General features: G+C 65.6%; 18 protein-coding genes. 8 read left to right on the top strand and 10 right to left on the bottom strand.

Features of this window, described 5'->3' with window-relative positions; all coding sequences use genetic code 11:
* Positions 1-74 precede the first annotated feature (74 nt).
* From AC0KWY_RS05545 to AC0KWY_RS05525, 5 genes are all read right to left on the bottom strand, one after another.
* Entirely contained in the window at positions 75-3917 is a 3843-nt protein-coding gene (locus AC0KWY_RS05545; protein ID WP_474028645.1) for a PAS domain S-box protein, read from the bottom strand.
* Entirely contained in the window at positions 3914-5101 is a 1188-nt protein-coding gene (locus AC0KWY_RS05540) for a PAS domain-containing protein (RefSeq protein ID WP_474028644.1), read from the bottom strand. Before AC0KWY_RS05540 ends, AC0KWY_RS05545 begins: the two co-directional genes overlap by 4 nt.
* A gap of 177 nt (positions 5102-5278) precedes the next feature.
* Positions 5279-6808: a cryptochrome/photolyase family protein gene (locus AC0KWY_RS05535; protein WP_474028643.1), complete on the bottom strand. Its 1530-nt coding sequence runs from the start codon at positions 6806-6808 to the stop codon at positions 5279-5281.
* A complete protein-coding gene (locus tag AC0KWY_RS05530; RefSeq protein WP_474028642.1) occupies positions 6805-6954 on the bottom strand; it encodes a DUF2256 domain-containing protein in 150 nt (49 codons plus the stop codon). The genes AC0KWY_RS05535 and AC0KWY_RS05530 overlap by 4 nt, the downstream gene beginning before the upstream one ends.
* 6 nt (positions 6955-6960) lie before the next feature.
* Positions 6961-7506 carry a lipocalin family protein gene (locus AC0KWY_RS05525; protein ID WP_474028641.1) on the bottom strand — a complete coding sequence of 182 codons (546 nt, stop codon included), beginning with the start codon at positions 7504-7506 and terminating at the stop codon, positions 6961-6963.
* Positions 7507-7670: 164 nt separating this feature from the next.
* Between AC0KWY_RS05525 and AC0KWY_RS05520 the strand changes: the two genes are divergently transcribed.
* The 6 genes from AC0KWY_RS05520 (at position 7671) to AC0KWY_RS05495 (ending at position 12526) form a co-directional block, all read left to right on the top strand.
* On the top strand, positions 7671-8129 hold the full coding sequence (locus tag AC0KWY_RS05520; RefSeq protein ID WP_474028640.1) for a DUF3429 domain-containing protein: 459 nt from the start codon (positions 7671-7673) through the stop codon (positions 8127-8129).
* A 27-nt stretch (positions 8130-8156) separates the two neighbouring features.
* Complete coding sequence (locus tag AC0KWY_RS05515) at positions 8157-8504, top strand: hypothetical protein (protein ID WP_474028639.1); 348 nt, start codon at positions 8157-8159, stop codon at positions 8502-8504.
* Between the two features lie 152 nt (positions 8505-8656).
* The gene (locus AC0KWY_RS05510; RefSeq protein ID WP_474028638.1) at positions 8657-10285 is read left to right on the top strand and encodes a methyl-accepting chemotaxis protein; all 1629 of its coding nucleotides are present in this window, start codon (positions 8657-8659) and stop codon (positions 10283-10285) included.
* Between the two features lie 87 nt (positions 10286-10372).
* The gene (locus tag AC0KWY_RS05505) at positions 10373-11113 is read left to right on the top strand and encodes a DUF4124 domain-containing protein (RefSeq protein ID WP_474028637.1); all 741 of its coding nucleotides are present in this window, start codon (positions 10373-10375) and stop codon (positions 11111-11113) included.
* Positions 11114-11186: 73 nt separating this feature from the next.
* The gene (locus AC0KWY_RS05500) at positions 11187-11753 is read left to right on the top strand and encodes a putative metalloprotease CJM1_0395 family protein (protein ID WP_474028636.1); all 567 of its coding nucleotides are present in this window, start codon (positions 11187-11189) and stop codon (positions 11751-11753) included.
* Positions 11754-11773: 20 nt separating this feature from the next.
* A complete protein-coding gene (locus tag AC0KWY_RS05495) occupies positions 11774-12526 on the top strand; it encodes an SIR2 family NAD-dependent protein deacylase (protein WP_474028635.1) in 753 nt (250 codons plus the stop codon).
* A gap of 45 nt (positions 12527-12571) precedes the next feature.
* Here the strand turns inward: AC0KWY_RS05495 and AC0KWY_RS05490 are convergent, their stop codons facing one another.
* A complete protein-coding gene (locus AC0KWY_RS05490) occupies positions 12572-13384 on the bottom strand; it encodes an inositol monophosphatase family protein (protein WP_474028634.1) in 813 nt (270 codons plus the stop codon).
* Positions 13385-13462: 78 nt separating this feature from the next.
* Here AC0KWY_RS05490 and AC0KWY_RS05485 point away from each other — a divergent pair, with 78 nt between their 5' ends.
* Positions 13463-14224, top strand: a complete 762-nt coding sequence (locus tag AC0KWY_RS05485; protein ID WP_474028633.1) for an RNA methyltransferase — start codon at positions 13463-13465, stop codon at positions 14222-14224.
* Positions 14225-14338: 114 nt separating this feature from the next.
* Here the strand turns inward: AC0KWY_RS05485 and AC0KWY_RS05480 are convergent, their stop codons facing one another.
* The 3 genes from AC0KWY_RS05480 to mnmH are packed head-to-tail and all read right to left on the bottom strand — an operon-like array spanning position 14339 to position 16189.
* A complete protein-coding gene (locus AC0KWY_RS05480; RefSeq protein WP_465221447.1) occupies positions 14339-14788 on the bottom strand; it encodes a YaiI/YqxD family protein in 450 nt (149 codons plus the stop codon).
* Between the two features lies 1 nt (position 14789).
* Positions 14790-15089, bottom strand: a complete 300-nt coding sequence (locus AC0KWY_RS05475; RefSeq protein ID WP_474028632.1) for a hypothetical protein — start codon at positions 15087-15089, stop codon at positions 14790-14792.
* Positions 15086-16189, bottom strand: a complete 1104-nt coding sequence (gene mnmH / locus AC0KWY_RS05470) for a tRNA 2-selenouridine(34) synthase MnmH (RefSeq protein ID WP_474028631.1) — start codon at positions 16187-16189, stop codon at positions 15086-15088. The genes AC0KWY_RS05475 and mnmH overlap by 4 nt, the downstream gene beginning before the upstream one ends.
* Before the next feature lie 62 nt (positions 16190-16251).
* On the opposite strand from mnmH, the gene selD reads away from it, so the two are divergent.
* Complete coding sequence (gene selD / locus AC0KWY_RS05465) at positions 16252-17307, top strand: selenide, water dikinase SelD (RefSeq protein ID WP_474028630.1); 1056 nt, start codon at positions 16252-16254, stop codon at positions 17305-17307.
* Between the two features lie 18 nt (positions 17308-17325).
* Here the strand turns inward: selD and asd are convergent, their stop codons facing one another.
* Complete coding sequence (gene asd, locus AC0KWY_RS05460) at positions 17326-18180, bottom strand: archaetidylserine decarboxylase (RefSeq protein ID WP_474028629.1); 855 nt, start codon at positions 18178-18180, stop codon at positions 17326-17328.
* Between the last annotated feature and the right edge of the window lie 70 nt (positions 18181-18250).

Here is an 18250-nt window from a genome sequence, read left to right as displayed (position 1 = left end):
AGAGTCGTCGCCGCCCGGTTTCTGCTCGATCTGGCAGCAGGGAAGGCCGGTATTAACTCGCGGCAACATCCGGTTCAAGTTGGCTGAGTGTCGTTGATCAATGCGTTGAGTCGCTGCAGCTTCTCGTCTACCGTGGCGCAGAGCCTCTGCAGGTCGGTCGCATTGGTCTTTTCTCCAGTGTGCAGGCAGTTCTCCAGATTCCCGGCTGCATTTGCAAGCCCGGTGGCGCCGAGTTGGGCTGCCACGCCCTTGAGCGAGTGGGCGACGCGCAACGCCGTTGCGCCATCTCCGGCAAGCAGCGCCGCCTGCACGCGTTCTGTGTCGCTGCCGTGGCTGTCGACCATTTCCCGCAACAAGCTCAGGTAACGGTCGCGCTTGCCGAGCAGCATCCGGATGCCTTCGGCGACATCCATGCCCGGTTCCGTGCTGAGCCGCGCATACAGTGCTTCGTCATCCATGCCGGCAGCCAGGGCTTCGCCGGCGCCGCCTCGTTCGCCCGGCACGGCCCGTGGCGCGCCGGCCGGTAGCCACTTCAGCAGAGTTGCGTAGAGTGCATCCGGATCGACCGGCTTGGCGACGAAATCGTTCATGCCCGCTTCGTTGCAAGCCTGGCGGTCCTCGATGAAGGCATTCGCTGTCATCGCAAGGATCGGTAGTTCATCGCGTCCGCGGCCCGCCAGGGCGCGGATGGCTCGCGTTGCCTCCAGTCCGTCCATTTCCGGCATCTGCATGTCCATGAGGATCAAGGCGTAATCACTGATACGCGCCATGTCGAGCGCGTGAACGCCGTCGGGGGCAGTATCCACGACAAGTCCCGCACTGCGCAGCAGTTCCAGCGCTACCTCGCGGTTGATCGGATTGTCTTCCGCAAGCAGGAGTCGGGTACCTTTATGGCGGCGGCGCAATTCCTCCTCACAACTCGTGCCGAAGGCCGACTGGGGTGTCTGCGTCACCGGTTGGCCGGCATCGAGCCAGGCGGTGAACCAGAAAGTGCTGCCCCGTTCCGGCGTGCTTTCCACACCGGCATCGCCGCCCATCAGACGGGCAAAGCGCCGGGTGATGGCGAGGCCCAGACCGGTTCCGCCGAATTTGCGCGTGGTCGAGGCGTCGGCTTGTTCGAAAGCCTGGAACAAGCGTGGCAGGGCCTCCGGGGCAATGCCGATACCCGTATCCTGTACTTCGAAACGTACGAGGTAGCGGCCATCGCGTTGATCCAGCAGGCTGGCACGTAAGGCGATGTTGCCTGCGGTGGTGAACTTCAGCGCATTGCCGGCATAGTTGAGCATGCCCTGGCGCAGGCGGGTGGAATCACCGCGCAGCCAGGCGGGCACGCCGTCGAGATCCATCGTCACGGCCAGGGCCTTGGCCCGGGCTTGCTCACCGATCAGCGAGCTGACCTCGTCGAGCAGGCCGGCGACCGAAAAATCCCGCATTTCAAGAACAATCTTGCCCGCTTCGATCTTCGATAGGTCAAGTATGTCGTTGATGATCGCCAGCAAGTGCTTTGCCGCACCGTCAATCTTGCCCAGCCAGTCGATATGGTGAGTCGTCGTGGCCTCCTGTCGCAGCAGATGGGTCAGTCCGATGATCGCATTCATCGGCGTCCGTATCTCATGGCTCATGTTGGCGAGAAATTCCGATTTCGACTGGTTGGCTGCCACGGCCTGCGCACGTGCTTCTTCCAGCTCCTTGGTACGCTCTGCCACCAGTTGTTCGAGGTGATGGCGGTGGGCGTCGAGTTCCTGGCCGAGGCGTTTCCTCTCGGTGATGTCATCCTTGATCGCCACATAATGGCTGACCTGACCGTCGGGCTGCCGAATCGGCGTCATGATGGCGAATTCCGTGTATTCGCTGCCGTCCTTGCGCCGGTTCAAAAACTCGCCCTTCCAGGTCTGCCCTATTTGCAAGGTTGCCCACAAGGACTGGAAAGTCTCCATCGGCGTCTTGCCCGACTGCAGGATGCGCGGATTCTTGCCGATGACTTCCTCGCGGGTGTAGCCGGTCTGCCGCAGGAATGCTTCGTTGACATACTCGATACGCGCTCGCACATCGGTAATGACAATGCTCTCCGGACTCTGCTCGACGGCCATCGACAGTTTGCGTACTGCGTCGGCCGCTTGTTCGGCCCGGTGCTGCGCCGCCTGCGCATCGTTCATCAGGTTGAGCGCCGCCAGGCGCGCCGCTTTTTGCTCTTCCAGTGCTGTTCCCAATGCCTCCTGGGCAGAGCGTCGGGCGGTGATGTCCTCGGCAAAGATCACGATGCCCCCGATACCGCCGTCGGCAGCACGCCAGGGGCGAACTTCCCAGTGGGTCCAGACTGTCATGCCGTCGCCGCGCACGAAAGGATCGCCGTCAGACCCAACCACCTCGCCGGCCAAGCCGCGCCGATGAGCCTCTTTCCACTCTTCCTTCAGGTTCGGGAAAATTTCGTAATGCGACTGGCCGATCACGTCCTGGCCGGCTTTATCAAAAAATGTCAGCCAGGACTGGCTGACGGCCAGATAGTGCATTCCACGGTCGAACAATGCCATCGCAAGAGGCGCATGGTCGACGAGCAGGCGTAGCCGAGCCTCGCTCTCACGCAAGGCATCGACAGCCTTCTTTTGTTCGGTGATGTCGAAGAAGGTGGTGAGAAAGCCATCGGACAATGCAATGCCCGAAACCAGCATGTTGCGTGTGCTGCCGTCCTTGCAGTTGATGCGATAAGCGTGTGGTTCGATGTCACCACCGGTTATGGCAGCGCGGTCGACGGCAGCACACCAGTGGGACCGGGTGCTGGCGCGATAGTCCGGGTCGGGATAGGCCAGCTGCCACCAGGACTCGATGTTCGGAACTTCGCTCCGGGTGTAGCCGAAGACCTGCTCGAAGCGTTTGTTCTGGGCGAGAATCCGCCCGTCATGTGCCACGTAGCTCAGCGGTAGTGGCGCAAGATCGAACAGCAGGCGAAAACGCTCCTCGCTTTCGCGTCGTTCGTAATCAGCCTGATTCAGCTGGGTACGCGCGCTGACAATCTCGGTGATCTGCAGGGCAGGTACTGGACTCCCCGGCGGCGCGTTCAGCGCCGCAATTTGCTGCCCGATACGGCGGCCCGCCCAGGCTCCACCCAGGACGCCAAGCAAGGTGGCGATGAGGATGGCGACTGCGATCTCGAGGGCCGTCCTGGTGTAAGCAGCCCAATGGATGCTGCGCGGGATTTCCAATACCACGGTCCACGGGGGAGATTCCGATCGGACGATGAAACGATGGTCCTCCGCCACATCGCGCGTACTGTCGAAGCCGGCTGGGGAGCGCCGCGCGATATCGGCTCCGGTGCTGTCCTGCAAGGCGACCGACCAACCGGTCGGCAAGGCCAGTTGATCGATACGTTTTTGAAACTGCGTGGTATCGAGGGTGCTGAGCATGAGCTGCGTCGGCTTGCCATCGCGCAATACAGGGACGGCGATCGCCACCAGCGGTAGATTGGCCACCGGCCCCAGTACGATGTCGCCGACCTGGGGGTGGCCCGTTTCGAGCGCAAGTTGTGCTGCACTACGTCCGTTGGGAATGGGGAGTTTTGGCAGTTGTGAACCGTATGCCAAGCGTGTGTTGAACAACATTTGCCGTTCGTGATCGGCGAAAATCACGTGAGTGCCGAAACTTTCATTGAAGTTCTGTGCCTCGGCGTAGAGGTCCGGCCAACGCGGTGGCTCGTCAATCAGCGGAGAAATGGCCAGCATGTTGAGCGCCTTGATGCGTGCGTCAAGGAAGCGCTGGGTGGACCATGCAATATTGTGCGCGAGGTTGGCTCCTTCGCGCAGGTGCTTTGCTTCAAGATCCTTGAGGTGGTGCCAGGCCAACACGATGGATAGCAGTAGCAGTGGTGCCAGGCAGAGCCAGATCAATCTGGTGAGGAAGGTGGAAAACGGCCTCGTCTTCATGGCTCGGCCTTTCGTCCAAGCGCTTCTGCAAACGAGATGTCGTAGGGTGGCGCGCGGCCCAGCTCCTTGTTCAGTGCGTTGATCGTTTCCTTCATGCGGATCATGTCGAGTTCGCGGCCAATGGTGGCGCGGTTGAACTGCTCAAGTTCTGCGAGGCGAAGATTCAGCTCTCGTTCGACCCGCTTGCGGTCGGTGATGTCGAGAGAAATGCGGCAGACATACTCGGCCCGGCCAAAATCATCCAGGACCGGGAAGATGTGTGACATGTAGATGCGCGGAACGCCATCTACCGGTACGACTTCCTCAATGGATTGCCGGGTCATCGTCGCCAAGACCTGCCGGTCGTTGGCCTGGAATACCCGCGCGAATTCTTCGGGATAGAGATCGAAATCGGTCTTGCCGACGATCTCGGCCTCGCTCATGTGGTGGATACGCTGCAAATTGGGGTTGGCCAAGGCGTAGCGACCGTCGAGGTGCTTGAGGGAGAGCGCCGAGGGCGAATGGCCAATGATGGCCTCCAGCCGATGATCGCGCTCGTGCAGCGCAAGCTCCGCCATTTTGCGCGCGGTGATGTCACGCGAGATGCCGAATATGCCGAAGACCTTTCCGTTGGTGTCGCGGATCGGCCCTTTGGTGGCGAGGAAAACTTTCGTTCCGTCGGCGGTGTGCAGCGTTTCCTCGTTGGTTTCGGTCTTGCCGGTGGCGATCACCCGGCGGCCGATCGCCATCAGCATCTGCGCCTGATCTGGCGGGAAGAGAGCACGGTCGTCCTGGCCCAGGATGTCGTTGGCGGATTTGCCGACGAAGCGGGCAGCCGCGTTGTTGAACAGCAGGTAGTGTCCTTCGATATCCTTGATGAAAATCGCGTCATCGGTGTTGTCGGCGAGCGCGGAAAGCATCGCTGGAACGCGTTGCAACTCGTGCGCCAGTTCAAGTTCTCGCCTGTGGGCTGCGGCGATCTGGCCGATGAGTCGCCGTACCAGCACATAGAGCAACAGGGATGTGACCGCAACGAAGAACCAGCCCTTGGCCATGCTGGCTTGCACCAGGGTTTCGGGATTGTCGAGCAATAGGCCCATCGCCCGGTCGGAGAGCAGAATCCACAGGCCGGCGAAAACGGCATAGGCCAGCACGATGCGTAAGGTGCCATGCTGGGTATTGTTGCCAGCTTCAATTTCGGCCATGGTCGTGGTTAGCGGTAGTTGATCCGATCCTGGAACCGGATGGAAAAGTGGGGCGTGCGACTTCCTTTGGGGAAAGGAGCTGCTCTACTCCGGTTGATTTGCATAGTGCCATGTAGAACAGTTTTGTAGTGTTTTGTTGCAACGGAACGAGCCTTGGATGAGGCGGGAATCGATTCCTTACAAGGTTTCGATCCCCGCCCGGATTTCATCCGCCCGGGTCTGCGTCGCATCGAGGCTGGCCGGGCTCATGGCGGCCAACTGGCGATAGACCATGCCCAGCCGGGGATTGGCCGCCAGTTGCTGGCGATGACGGGCGAAGAAATCCCAGTACAGCGCGTTGAACGGGCAGGCCCGCGCGCCGAGGCGCGCCTTCCGGTCGTAGGGGCAGGCCTTGCAGTAGTCGCCCATGCGGTCGATGTAGGCGGCGCTCGACACGTAGGGCTTGGTCGCCAGCTTGCCGCCGTCGGCGAACTGGCTCATGCCGAGGGTGTTGGGCAACTCCACCCATTCGAAGGCGTCGATGTGGACGCCGAGATACCAGGCATGCACGGCGGCCGGGTCGAGCCCGGCGAGCAGCGCGAAGTTGCCGATCAGCATCAGGCGCTGGATGTGGTGGGCGTAGGCGTGTTCCAGCGACTGGCCGATGGCGTGCGCCAGGCAGCGCATCTTTGTTTCGCCGTTCCAGAACCAGGACGGCAGCGGCCGTCGGTGGGCGAAGTGGTTCTGCGCCGCGTAGCCGGGCATGTTGGCCCAATAGACGCCGCGCACGTATTCGCGCCAGCCGAGAATCTGCCGGATGAAGCCTTCCGCCGCCGCCAGCGGGACCCGGCCGGCGGCATGCGCGGCGACCGCCTGGTCCACCACTTCGCGCGGGTTGAGCATCTTGGTGTTGAGCGCGAACGAGAGCAGCGAGTGGAACAGGCGCCAGGCACGGGAATTCAGCGCGTCCTGGAAATCGCCGAAATGCGGCAGCGCCTGATCGACGAAGACGGCGAGCTGGCTCAGGGCTTCGGCGCGGTTGAGCGGCCAGCGGAAATGCGCGGCGGCGGGCTCGCCAAAACTGGCGACGCCAGCCGCCTGGATCACCTGCCAGAGCACCGAGTGATCGTGCGTGCCGCGCCAGTCGGCGGGTTCCCGCGGCAGGCCGGGCCAGGCCTTGCGATTGTCGCGGTCGAAATTCCACTGGCCGCCGAGCGGCTTGCCCGGGCCGGCCAGCAGCACGCCGTGGCGCGTCCGCATCTGGCGATAGAAGTGCTCCATCAGCCATTGCCGGCGTCCGGCGAACAGCTGTGCCGCTTCGTCGCGGCCGCTGTAGAAGTGTTCGCTGTCGACCATCCGGGCGGGGATGGCGAGCTGCGCGGCGTAATCGGCGAGCTGGCGGTCGAGCCGCCATTCGTCGGGCGCCTGGTATTCGAAGGCGCTTGCCGCGTACTGCGCGATCAGCGCGTCCAGATTGGCCGGCAGCGACTGGCGGTTGGCCGGATCGTCGATCGTCAGGTAATGCACGCGATGGCCGGCCGCCCGCAGATGGCGGGCGAAGTCGCGCATCGCGGCAAAGATGGCGATGATCTTCTGGGCGTGATGGCGGACGTAGTCGGTTTCCTGACGAACCTCCATCAACACGTAGATCCGCGTTTCGTCGGGGCACGCCAACCAGCTGTGTCCGGGGTTGAGCTGGTCGCCCAGGATCAGGCGGAGGGTGGTCATGGCTTCTGGCGGCGCTGCCGGCGGCAGCGCTCGGAACAGTATTTGACCTCGGCCCAGACAGCGGCCCATTTCCGGCGCCAGGCGAAGGGGCGGCCGCAGCTCGGGCAGCGCTTTTGCGGCAGTGCGGATTGACGCGGCGCACGCATCGGGTTTCAGGGCGTTTCGCTGCGCGACTGCTCGACCCAGATCAACTGGTCGGTGGCAAAGCCCAGAGCGCGCGCCTTGCCGACCAGTTGCTCGCGCACTTCGGCGGGCAGCGTGCGGTCGCGGGCGAGAATCCACAGATAGTCGCGGCTCGGGCCGGCAACCAGCGACCAGCGATACTCCCGCTCGTCGAGCGCAATCACGTGATAGCCGCCGTAGAACGGGCCGAAGAACGAGACCTTCAGCGAAGCGGTACTGCGCTCACCGATGAACAGGGCGTGGCCGACGGCTTCCCGCCAGCTTTGCCGCCGGGCGTCGTAGCCGCGGTTGATGACCGTGACGCTGCCGTCCTCCTGCAAGCGATAGGTGGCATTGACGTCGCTCAGGCCGCGCTCGAAGGAATGATCGAGGCGGGCGATTTCGTACCACTTGCCGAGGTAGCGATCGAGATCGAAGCCGCTGACCGGCTGCACGCCTTCGGGGGGCTTGGTCGCGCAGGCGGTCAGCGTCAGGGCGAAAAGCAGGGCGAGGAAGACGGGGCGAAGGAGCGGCATGGGTGGGCTTCCGAAGGCGATGGCGGGAACAGGTTGTGCATGGTGTTTGGCTTTTTGTCCTGGACAATTGTAGAACAAAACATCGATAATTCACCGAGAAAACAAATTTCTCGTTGTTGAGGATTTTGTGTTCAGGACAAATTTGTTTTTGCCGGGAGCCGAAGATGACAGATTCCAACTCCGTTGCGCTGCCCCGTTCGGTCGCCTGGCTGGGCTACGGCGGCCTCTTGCCGTTTCTGGTGCTGGCGCCCGCCAGCCTGCTCGACGACCACCATGGCGCGTTTTGGGGCGATGCCCTGGTTGCCTACGGGGCGATCATCCTGAGTTTCGTCGGCGCCCTGCATTGGGGGCTGGCGATGAGTCTGCCCGACCTGAGCGATGGCCAGCGTTCGGCGTGGTTTGCCTGGAGCGTCGTGCCGGCCTTGCTGGCCTGGCCGGCACTCCTGCTTGCACCGCCGTTCGCCATGCCGCTGCTGGTGCTCGGTTTCCTTGCCCACTGCCTGCAGGACCGGCGGCTGGCCGGGCAGGCGAAGCTGGCGGACTGGTATCTGCCGCTGCGCTTGCGACTGACCAATGTCGCCGTCCTCTGCCTGGTCGTCGCCGGTCTGGCGGGCTATTTTTGATCAACGAAACCTCCGGAAGGTCGCGCCATGAACCTCTTTCAGCGTTTGCCCGGTTTTCCCCGCACGCCGGCCGGCAAGGAGCGTGTCGTCCTTCGCCTGCTGCCCAGGGCGTTTCTTCTCGGTAGCGTCCTGCTTGCCTTGCCATCGTTGCTGGCCCGGCTGCTGCTCGGGCCGGAGCAGGCACCGGCGGTGATGACCACCGACATCTACGTGATCAGCCTGATCATCCTGCACTGGACGGTGTTGCTCACCGTGGCGATTGCCGCGTTCACCGTCATGCTGATGAAGGGGCCGGCCTATGTTGCCGATGCCTACCCGTTGCAGGAAAGGGATGCAACGGAAGATCCGCCGCGCGCAACGCCACCCGGTCGCTGAGCTGCTCGGCAAGCGATTCCGTTAGCCGGCGACGGCGTGGCGGCGCTATCATCGGATCATGCAGGCGCCTGGCCGCGAGGCATCGGGACGATGCGCCTCTTGCCGCCCGCCAACCCGCCATTAAAAAACTTCCGGAACAAGGAGTCAGTCCCATGCTGCAACTCAAGGTCGGGCAGAAAATCATGGCCATCGTCGCCGTAGTCGGGGTGACGCTGGGGGTGTTGCTGCTGGTTTCCTATCTGGCGTTCAACTCGCTCGACAGCAAGCTGGAAACGGTCAAGCGCGAGGGCATTCCCTTTGCGCTGGCGGCAAAGGACATGCAGATGCAGGTGGTGCAGATCCAGCAATGGCTGACCGACATCTCGGCGACGCGCGGCCAGGACGGCCTCGACGACGGTTTCCGCGAAGCGGAGGCCGCCCACGCCCGCTTCATGGAAGACCTGGCGACGCTCGAGCGCAGCTATCAGGCGCGCGGCGACAGCGAAAAGCTCGCCCAGGCGCAGCAGATCCGCGCCAGCATGGCGACCTGGTACGAGGCCGGCAAAGGCATGGCGAAGGGCTACATCGATCAGGGCACGGCGGGCGGCAATGCCCGCATGGGCGAGTTCGACAAGGCGTCCACGGCGCTGCAGGCGGCGATGGAGCCGATCATCCGCCTGCACATGGATGAATCGGTCAGCGACATCGACGCGGCGCTGGCCGACGCGCAGCGGGTCGAGCTGACGACCTTGACCGGCATCCTGATCGCCATGGCGGTGCTGGTGGTTGGCGGGCTGGCGCTGGCGCGCAGCATCGCCCATCCATTGTCGGACCTTAGCCAGACCATGCTGCGCCTGGTCGACGAGCGCGATTTCACGATCCGTGTCGCGGTTGCCGGCGAAGACGAGGTGGCCGTCCTGGCGCGCAGCTTCAACCGCCTGCTGACGGCACTGCGGGAGACTTTTGCCGCTCTTGCCGACGGCGTGCATGAGGTCGACCGCACGGCCCGCACGCTGGCCGGCGACGCGGCGCAATCGGCAGCCAGCGCCGACGGCACCAGCGGGGCGATCGCGGCGATGGCGGCGGCGGTCGAGCAGATGTCGGTCGGTCTCGACCAGATGCGCGACAACGCCGGAACGGCGCGCGCCATCATCGATCGCGCCGATCAGCAGGCGCAGCAAGGGGGCGGCATCATCCACGAAGCGGTCGAAGACCTCGAGCGGATTTCCGGCGAAGTGCGCGAAGTGGCCGAATGCATCCTCTCGCTTGGTCAGCAGACCCAGGAAATTTCCAGCATCGTCGCCCTGATCCGCGACGTCGCCGATCAGACCAACCTGCTTGCCCTCAACGCCGCCATCGAGGCGGCGCGGGCCGGCGAGCAGGGGCGGGGCTTCGCCGTCGTCGCCGACGAAGTGCGCAAGCTGGCCGAACGGACGGCGACGGCGACGCGCGAGATTGAAGGCAAGATCAATTCGATCAAGAAAAACGCCGAGTTCGCCGCGCAGCAGATGCAGGTGGCGCTGCGCGACGCCGATCAGGGCACCGGACTGGGCGGCCAGGCCGGCGAGGCGATCGACACCATCCGCGACGCCGCCAAGGAAGCCGCCGTCGTCTTCGCCGACGTGGCGGGCGGCATTGCCGAACAGTCGGCCGCCGGGCAGACCATCGCCAGTGGCGTCGAGCAGGTGGCGCACACCGCGGAAGCCGGCTCGGCGGTGGCCAACGCCACCCTGGCCGCAACCCGCAGCCTGGAGGCCTGCTCGGCCGGGATGCGGCAGCGGATCGAACAGTTCCGGGTCTGAGCGCGCGACTATAATATTTCGCATCCGTGGGCCCGTCCGTTGTCATGCCGGACGTGGCTGCTCAACACCACCGATCCGGAGCGACCGATGCTGCGCGAAACCCGCCTCTCCTTGCTGCTGCTATCCCTTCTGCTGGCCAGCCCGCTCGCCGCTGCCCAGGCCTACAAGTGCCGGACGGCGGACGGTCGCACGGTGTTCTACGAGCGCCCCTGCGAAGGGGCCGAACGCACGCTGAAGGCGGTGCCCGGCGAAACGATCAGCGAGGAGCGCCAGGCCCAGGCGCGCGAGGCGCACCAGCGGCGCCAGCTTGAACTGCAGCGACTCGAGGAAGAAGCCGCCGCCAAGCCGCCGCTGACGGCGAACGCCGTGCCGCCGGCAACGGGGGAGGGGGCGAGCGCCGAGCAGCGCAAGGAATGCGGCGAACTGGCCCGCAATGCCCGCCTGACGGCCGCCCAGCAGGCCGCGCTGGGAGAAATCTGCGCCCGGCCGCCGCGCGATGCTGGCGGTTTCGCGTCCTGTCGCAAGCAGATTCTCGACACCATCGACGCCGACCGCAATGCGTTGATCGCCTCGACCTGCACCGGCGACCCCGAAGCCGGGCAACGCGTGCTGGCGGCGGCCCGCCCGGCGGGGCGCCAAAGCTCGCGTCCGTTGATCGTCTCGCCGCCGCCGCATCGGCCGCCGCAGAATCACCAGAACCCGCGCGACTGCAGCAAGGGCGGTTGCGGCGAGCCACCGGCCAAGCCGGCCGCGGCGCCGGCAATCAATCTCGGCGCGGGTGGGGGCAAGAACTGCCGCATGCAGGGCAACCAGATTCTCTGCAACTGAACGAAAGCTTTGGTTTTTGCCCTTGGCTGGCCTATCATGAAAACAGCCAGTTGTATTCCATCGTGTTGATTTTATGACGATTTCAGGGGTTTCTTCCGCTGTTTCGAGTTATCCGACCTACGGCGAACGCCCTGGCCGGGAAGAGACGCGGGCGATCGGCAAGGCGCGTGCCGACGAGGCCGCCGGCCAGTTGAGCACGGAAGACCTGGCGCTGGTCGATGAACTGAAGCAGACCGACCGCAAGGTGCGCCAGCACGAGATGGCGCACATGGCGGCCGGCGGCGGGATGATCACCTCCGGTGCCAGCTACACCTACGAACGCGGGCCCGACGGCCAGAGCTATGCGGTGGCCGGCGAGGTTGGTATCGACACCTCGACGGGCAAGACGCCGCAGGAAACCATCGAGCGGGCGCGGCGCATCCGCGCCGCGGCGATGGCGCCGGCCGACCCCTCCGGACAGGACCGGGCGGTGGCGGCGCAGGCCTCGCAGATGGAGCAGCAGGCCCGGGCAGAGCTGGCGCAGCAGCAGTTTTCCGGCAACGAAAATGGCGAGCCGGACAGTCAGCGGCAGCGTCTGCAGGCGGCTTATGGCAATCCGTCATCGACAGACCGCGGGCCGCGGCTGGATACTTACGCCTGAATCGCTTTCAGGGAGTTGTCATGATCGAAGCAATCGCCGCCCAGCTGGCGCGGGCGCGGCGCGTCCTGTTCATCACCGGCGCCGGCATTTCCGCCGATTCCGGCCTGCCCACCTATCGCGGCACCGGCGGCCTCTACGACGGTCGCCATACCGAGGAAGGCATCTCGATCGAGCGCGCGCTGTCCGGGCCGATGTTCCGCAGCCGCCCGGAAATCACCTGGAAATACCTGGCGCAGATCGAGGAAACCTGCCGCGGCGCGCAACCGAACGCGGCGCACGCCGCCATCGTTTACCTCGAACGCCGTCTGCCCTACGTGCTGACGCTGACCCAGAACGTCGACGGGCTGCACCGGGCGGCGGGCAGCGAGGAGGTGATCGAGATCCACGGCGGCCTGCACGAACTGTATTGCCCGCGCTGCGGTTTCGCCGAGGCGATCGAGACGCTGGCCGGTCGCCAGTTGCCGCCGCCCTGTCCGGATTGCGGGGCGATCCTGCGCCCGGCGGTGGTGCTGTTCGACGAGGCGCTGCCGGTGGCCGCGCTGGAACGGCTCGACGCGGCGCTCGACGAAGGCTTCGACATGGTGTTCACGATCGGCACCTCGGCGACCTTTCCCTACATCGTGCAGCCGGTGGTGATGGCCTTGCAGGACGGCGTGCCGACCGTCGAGATCAACCCGGTGCGCACGCCTTTGAGCGAGCACGTCGATTTCTACCTGCCGCTGGGCGCGGCGGCGGCGATGTCGGCGATCGTCGACGCCTTCGAGCGGACATGAAAAAAGCGCCCGGCGGGCGCTTTTTTCGGGGATGTCGGCGGGGAATCAGCCGCGCACCGATTCCGGCAGCTTTTCCTCGATCAGCTTGAGCAGCGGCAGGAAAACCTTGGGCGTGCCGGCGATGACGTTGCCGGTTTCCAGGTAGTTGGCTTCGCCGCGCAGGTCGCTGACCAGGCCGCCGGCTTCGGAAATCAGCAGGGCGCCGGCCGCCATGTCCCACGGTGCGAGGCCGAATTCCCAGAAGCCGTCGTAACGGCCGCAGGCGACGTAGGCGAGGTCGAGCGAGGCGGCGCCGGGGCGGCGCTGGCCTGCGGTCTTCTGCGCCAGCTCCTTGAAGATCGAGAGGTAGAGGTCGATCTTGTCGAATTCGCGGTAGGGGAAGCCGGTGCCGATCAGCGCTTCGCCGAGGCGGATGCGCTTGGAGACGCGGATGCGACGCTCGTTGAGGAAGGCGCCGCTGCCCTTGGAGGCGGTGAACAGCTCGTTGCGGTTGGGGTCGAAGATGACCGCGTGTTCCAGCACGTTGCCGCGCGCCAGCGCGATCGATACCGCGTATTGCGGCAGGCCGTGGATGAAGTTGGTGGTGCCGTCGAGCGGATCGATGATCCACTGGTATTCGCTGTCGCCGCCAGCCTTGGCCGGGGAGACGCCGGACTCCTCTGCTAGAATCCCGTACGCCGGATAGGCATCCACCAGGGTTTCGATGATCGCGGCTTCGGCGGCCTTGTCGACTTCGGTGACGAAATCGTTCGGTTGCTTGCTGGCGACCTTGAGCGAATCGAGGTCGTTGGAAGCGCGGTTGATGATCTGGCCGGCGCGACGCGCGGCCTTGACGGCGATATTGATGGCTGGATGCATGGCTTTGAAAGAGCGATCGGGCGTTCCGCGGCTGGTCGGCCGTCCGATTCAAATTTAGGAAAGCGCGAATTTTACACCATGAAACCGGAAGTCCTGCTGTCCCGTATCCGCATCGTGCTCTGTCGTCCCAGCCACCCGGGCAATATCGGCGCGGCGGCACGGGCGATGAAGACGATGGGCTTGTCCGACCTGCGCCTGGTGACGCCGAAGCAGTTTCCCGACCCGGAAGCCGACACCCGGGCGACGGGTGCCGTCGATCTGCTGCAGCAGGCTCGCGTCGTCGATACGCTGGCCGAGGCGCTGCAGGGGACGGTGCTGGCGGTGGCGCTGTCGGCGCGCCGGCGCGATCTCGGGCCGCCGGTCGGCACGCCGCGCGAGACCGTTGCCCGCTTGCTCGCCGCCGCGGCCGGGGGCGACGTCGCGCTGGTCTTCGGTAACGAGACCTCCGGCCTGGCCAACGAAGAAGTCCTGCAATGCCAGGCGGCGGTGACCATCCCGACCAACCCGGAATTCAGTTCGCTCAACCTCGGCGCCGCCGTCCAGCTCCTTTGCTACGAATGTCGCATGGCCGCCTTTGCCGGCGCCGCGCCGTTGACCGGCGACGGGGCAACGCCGTTCGCCTCGCCGCCGGCAACGCACGACGAGGTCGAAGGCTTCTACGGCCACCTGGAAGCGGTGATGACCGCCAGCGGCTTCTTCAACCCGCAGCAGCCGGGCCGCCTGCTGCCCAAGCTGCGCCGCCTGTTCGGCCGCGTCGGGCTGGAAAAGGACGAAGTCAACATCCTGCGGGGCATCCTGTCGGCAACGCAGAAGCCGACCGGGCACGGGCGCAAGGACTGAGTCCGGCGTGGCGGACGGTCGAGGAAGCGTCCGCTGACATTTGACGCAACGGGCTGGACCTGGCGTGTAACTGGCGCCAGTTTCCCGTCCGTCAACGCGGGCGGGCCGCGGCGCTCAACCCGGAATCTTCGCCAGGAAACGGTCGAGCTGGTTGGCGAAGGCCTGCCGGTCGGCCTGGCTGAAGGCCGCCGGGCCACCGGTTTCGATGCCGGCGGCGCGCAGGCCTTCCATGAAGTCGCGCATGTTCAGGCGTTCGCGGATGGTCGCCGTGGTGTACAACTCGCCACGCGGATTGAGTGCCTGCGCGCCGCGTTCGATGACCAATGCGGCGAGCGGGATGTCGGCAGTGATGACGAGATCGCCGGGCGCCACCTGGCTGACGATGTGGGCATCGGCAACGTCGAAACCATGGGCGACCTGGATGGCGCGGATGAATTTCGACGGCGGCGTGCGCAGCATCTGGTTGGCGACCAGCGTGGTGCGGATCTGTCGGCGCTCGGCGGCGCGGAAAATGATTTCCTTGATCACGCCGGGGCAGGCATCGGCATCGACCCAGATCTGGATTTCAGCCATGGAAGGCCCTCCAGGCAGCGAGCGCGAAGCAGGCGATCATCAGGTAGCCGGCCAGCCCGCCGTAGAGCATCTGGCGGTCGCCCTGGCGGCCGAGCGCCAGCATCTCGGTGACCGGTACGCGGCGGCCGTAGCGCGCCTGCCCGGCTTCGCCGACGCGCAGCGAAAAGAGGGCGGCGCCGACGCCGAGTGCGATCAGCAGCGGTACCGGTGTCGTCGTCCAGGCAATCCAGCCGAGCACGGTAAACAGGATGGCGAGGCTGAGGCCGCGCATGGCGAGCTGAACGGGTTTCATGCCGTGGTGGTCTCCGGTTCGTGGGCGGCGAGGAGGCTGGCAGCGAGCCCGTCGATGCCGGCGGTGTCGAGGCTGGCGGCGGGCAGCGGCTGGTGCGTCGCGGCGCCGTAGTCGCGGGCACGGGCGCGCGCATAGAGCGGATCGTAATGGTGTTCGAGCAGCGAATCGGTGAGGCCGGCGAAATCGCCGTCGTCGATCTGCCGGTGCCAGCCGGCGATGCGCGCTGCGCCGAGCAGCGGGTGGAGGGTGTCGAGGTTGGCCTTGAGCGCCGCGCCGTCGGCGGTGAAATAGTCATAGTCGCGCAGCAGGTAGGCGACGCGCGTCGCTCGCTCGGCGACGATGTCGCAGCAGGGGCCGGCCTGCATCGCCGCGAACAGCGCGGCAGGCAGGCGCAGGCTGCCGATCTTGCGCGATTCGGCTTCGATGAACAGCGGGCGGGCCGGATCGAAACGGCGTAGCGTGTCCCAGATTTGCGTCTCGAACCATTTCTGCGACGGTTGCGGCTGGCCGGGCAGGCGGCCGAGCACCGATCCCTTGTGGCAGGCCAGTCCTTCGAGGTCGAGCGTCTGCGCGCCGCGCGCCGCCAGCGCCTGTAGCACGCGCGTCTTGGCCGAGCCGGTGGGGCCGTCGAGAACGACATAACGGAAGCGGCCGGGCAGGGTTTCCAGGTCGTCGAGCACCTGCTGGCGGAAACGCTTGTAGCCGCCTTCGAGCTGGCAGGCGTCCCAGCCGACCGAGCGGAAGACGGTGGTCATCGCGCCCGAGCGCATGCCGCCGCGCCAGCAGACGATCAGCGGCCGCCAGTTCTTGGCGCGGTCGAGGAAGTGGTCGCGCAGGTGGCGGGCGATGTTTTCGGAAACGTAGGCGGCGCCAAGCTTCTTGGCGGTGAATGGCGACACCTGCTTGTACAGGGTGCCGATCTCGGCGCGTTGCGCGTCGTCGAGCACCGGACAGGAAATCGCGCCGGGCAGGTGGTCGTCGGCGAACTCCGCCGGCGAACGGACGTCAATGATGGTATCGAAGCCGGCCGCTTCGTCGAGTGTGGCGATCCCCTTGCGGGAGCGCTGAAATTCCTGGCCGGCGGTGGGCGCCTGCGACATCTTCCGTTATCCTTCGCGGCGTTCGAAAAAAAACGGCATTTTAACCAGCCTCGGTGCGGAATATGGAAAACCCAGACAATACCCCGGCCTTGCGCCTGACCAGCTTTGCCCACGGCGGCGGCTGCGGCTGCAAGATTTCGCCGGCCGTGCTCAACCAGATCCTGGCCCACGTCGGCCCCGGCGTGATTCCGCCGCAACTGCTGGTCGGCATCGAATCGTCCGACGACGCCGCCGTCTATCAGTTGAACGAGCGGCAGGCGATCGTCGCCACCACCGACTTCTTCACGCCCATCGTCGACGACCCCTACGACTTCGGCCGCATCGCCGCCACCAACGCGCTGTCCGACGTCTATGCCATGGGCGGCACGCCGATCCTGGCGCTGGCGCTGGTCGGCATGCCGCTCGACAAGCTGCCGCTGGAGGTCATCGGCCGCATCATCGAAGGCGGCGCCAGCGTCTGCCGGGAAGCCGGCATTCCGGTCGCCGGCGGCCATTCGATCGACGTCGTCGAACCGATCTACGGTCTGGTCGCGCTCGGCATCGTCGATCCGGCCAAGGTGCGCAAGAACGCCGCGGCGCAGGCCGGCGACGTGCTGGTCCTGGGCAAGCCGCTCGGCATCGGCGTCCTCTCGGCGGCGCTCAAGCAAGGCAAGCTTTCGGCCGACGGCTACGCCGAGATGCTGCGCTGGACGACGCTGCTCAACACGCCGGGACCGGCGCTGGCGGAAATCGACGGCGTGCATGCGCTGACCGACGTCACCGGTTTCGGGCTGGCCGGCCACCTGCTGGAAATCTGTCGCGGCTCTCGGCTCGGCGCTGAAGTGAATTTTGCCGAGCTGCCGCTGCTCGCCAGCGCCGTCGCCTTCGCCCGCGACGGCGTGGCCACCGGCGCGTCGACGCGCAACTGGCAGAGCTACGGCAGCGAAGTGACGCTGCCGGCCGATTTCCCGCTCTGGCAGCAGAAGTTGCTGACCGATCCGCAGACCTCCGGCGGCCTGCTGGTCAGTTGCGCGGCGGACGCGGTCGATGCCGTGCTCGCCTGTTTCCGGGAAAAGGGTTTTGCCGAAGCGACGGTGATCGGCCGCATGCTCGAGGGCAGCGGCCTGCGCGTCGGCTGAGCGCCGCTCGGGCGCCGCTTACGGCGTCAGCGCGCTGGCCATCGCTTCGCCCATGCGCACCGGGCGCGTCGGCGCCCAGTCCGGGTTGAAGGCGAGGCGGCCCTTGGGGAAGAGCAGGACGACCGTCGAGCCTAGCAGGAAACGGCCCATTTCCTGGCCACGGTCGAGGCGGACCAGGGTCTCGCCGTCGTAGCGCCATTCGCGCACGACGCCCGGGCGCGGCGGATTGACCGTGCCGTGCCAGACCGTCGCCATGCTGCCGACGATGGTGGCGCCGACCAGCACCAGCGCGAACGGGCCGGCGGCGGTATCGAAGATGCAGACGACGCGCTCGTTGCGCGCGAACAGCCCGGGCACGCCGCGCGCCGTCGTCGGATTGACCGAGAACAGCGCGCCCGGCACGTGGATCATGCGGCTCAGGCGGCCGGCGCAGGGCATGTGGATGCGGTGGTAATCGCGCGGGCTGAGGTAGAGCGTCGCGAAACTGCCGTTCTCGAACTGCGCCGCCAGCTCGCGGTCGCCGCCGAGCAGCGCGGTGGTCGAATAATTGTGGCCCTTGGCCTGGAAAATCTGGTCGCGCTCGATGGCGCCGAACTGGCTGATCGCGCCGTCGACCGGGCACAGGAAATCGGCCTCGGCCAGCGGCCGGGCGCCGTCTTTCAGCGGCCGGGTGAAGAATTCGTTGAAGCTCTTGTAGGCGGCCGGATCGGGATTGGCCGCCTCGTCCATGTTCACGCCGTAGCGCTGGATGAAGCGGCGGATCAGCGCGGTCGTCGCCTTGCCGGCTTCGGCACTGGCCAGGCGGCCGGCAAATCGGGTCAGCGCCAGCTTTGGCAGGAGGTACTGGGGCAGGACGGCGAGGCGATCGGACACATGACGAACCTGTGATGAAGAACCGGCGATTATACGGGCTCGCCGCGTGCTGCCCAAATATTGGGCTGAA

It is taken from the genome of Azonexus sp. MM2026_4 (assembly GCF_055901855.1).
Note: the sequence above shows the minus strand (reverse complement) of the source record. Positions and strands in the feature narration are given on the sequence as shown.

Excerpts from the sequence above, each read along its gene's own strand:
- AC0KWY_RS05545 (WP_474028645.1), bottom strand. The coding sequence starts at position 3,917 with ATGAAGACGAGGCCGTTTTCCACCTTCCTCACCAGATTGATCTGGCTC.
- AC0KWY_RS05525 (WP_474028641.1), bottom strand. The coding sequence starts at position 7,506 with ATGCCGCTCCTTCGCCCCGTCTTCCTCGCCCTGCTTTTCGCCCTGACG.
- AC0KWY_RS05505 (WP_474028637.1), top strand. The coding sequence starts at position 10,373 with ATGCTGCGCGAAACCCGCCTCTCCTTGCTGCTGCTATCCCTTCTGCTG.
- AC0KWY_RS05530 (WP_474028642.1), bottom strand. The coding sequence starts at position 6,954 with ATGCGTGCGCCGCGTCAATCCGCACTGCCGCAAAAGCGCTGCCCGAGC.
- AC0KWY_RS05515 (WP_474028639.1), top strand. The coding sequence starts at position 8,157 with ATGAACCTCTTTCAGCGTTTGCCCGGTTTTCCCCGCACGCCGGCCGGC.
- AC0KWY_RS05490 (WP_474028634.1), bottom strand. The coding sequence starts at position 13,384 with ATGCATCCAGCCATCAATATCGCCGTCAAGGCCGCGCGTCGCGCCGGC.
- mnmH (WP_474028631.1), bottom strand. The coding sequence starts at position 16,189 with ATGTCGCAGGCGCCCACCGCCGGCCAGGAATTTCAGCGCTCCCGCAAG.
- AC0KWY_RS05520 (WP_474028640.1), top strand. The coding sequence starts at position 7,671 with ATGACAGATTCCAACTCCGTTGCGCTGCCCCGTTCGGTCGCCTGGCTG.
- AC0KWY_RS05540 (WP_474028644.1), bottom strand. The coding sequence starts at position 5,101 with ATGGCCGAAATTGAAGCTGGCAACAATACCCAGCATGGCACCTTACGC.
- AC0KWY_RS05475 (WP_474028632.1), bottom strand. The coding sequence starts at position 15,089 with ATGAAACCCGTTCAGCTCGCCATGCGCGGCCTCAGCCTCGCCATCCTG.
- AC0KWY_RS05485 (WP_474028633.1), top strand. The coding sequence starts at position 13,463 with ATGAAACCGGAAGTCCTGCTGTCCCGTATCCGCATCGTGCTCTGTCGT.
- selD (WP_474028630.1), top strand. The coding sequence starts at position 16,252 with ATGGAAAACCCAGACAATACCCCGGCCTTGCGCCTGACCAGCTTTGCC.
- AC0KWY_RS05500 (WP_474028636.1), top strand. The coding sequence starts at position 11,187 with ATGACGATTTCAGGGGTTTCTTCCGCTGTTTCGAGTTATCCGACCTAC.
- AC0KWY_RS05510 (WP_474028638.1), top strand. The coding sequence starts at position 8,657 with ATGCTGCAACTCAAGGTCGGGCAGAAAATCATGGCCATCGTCGCCGTA.
- AC0KWY_RS05495 (WP_474028635.1), top strand. The coding sequence starts at position 11,774 with ATGATCGAAGCAATCGCCGCCCAGCTGGCGCGGGCGCGGCGCGTCCTG.
- AC0KWY_RS05535 (WP_474028643.1), bottom strand. The coding sequence starts at position 6,808 with ATGACCACCCTCCGCCTGATCCTGGGCGACCAGCTCAACCCCGGACAC.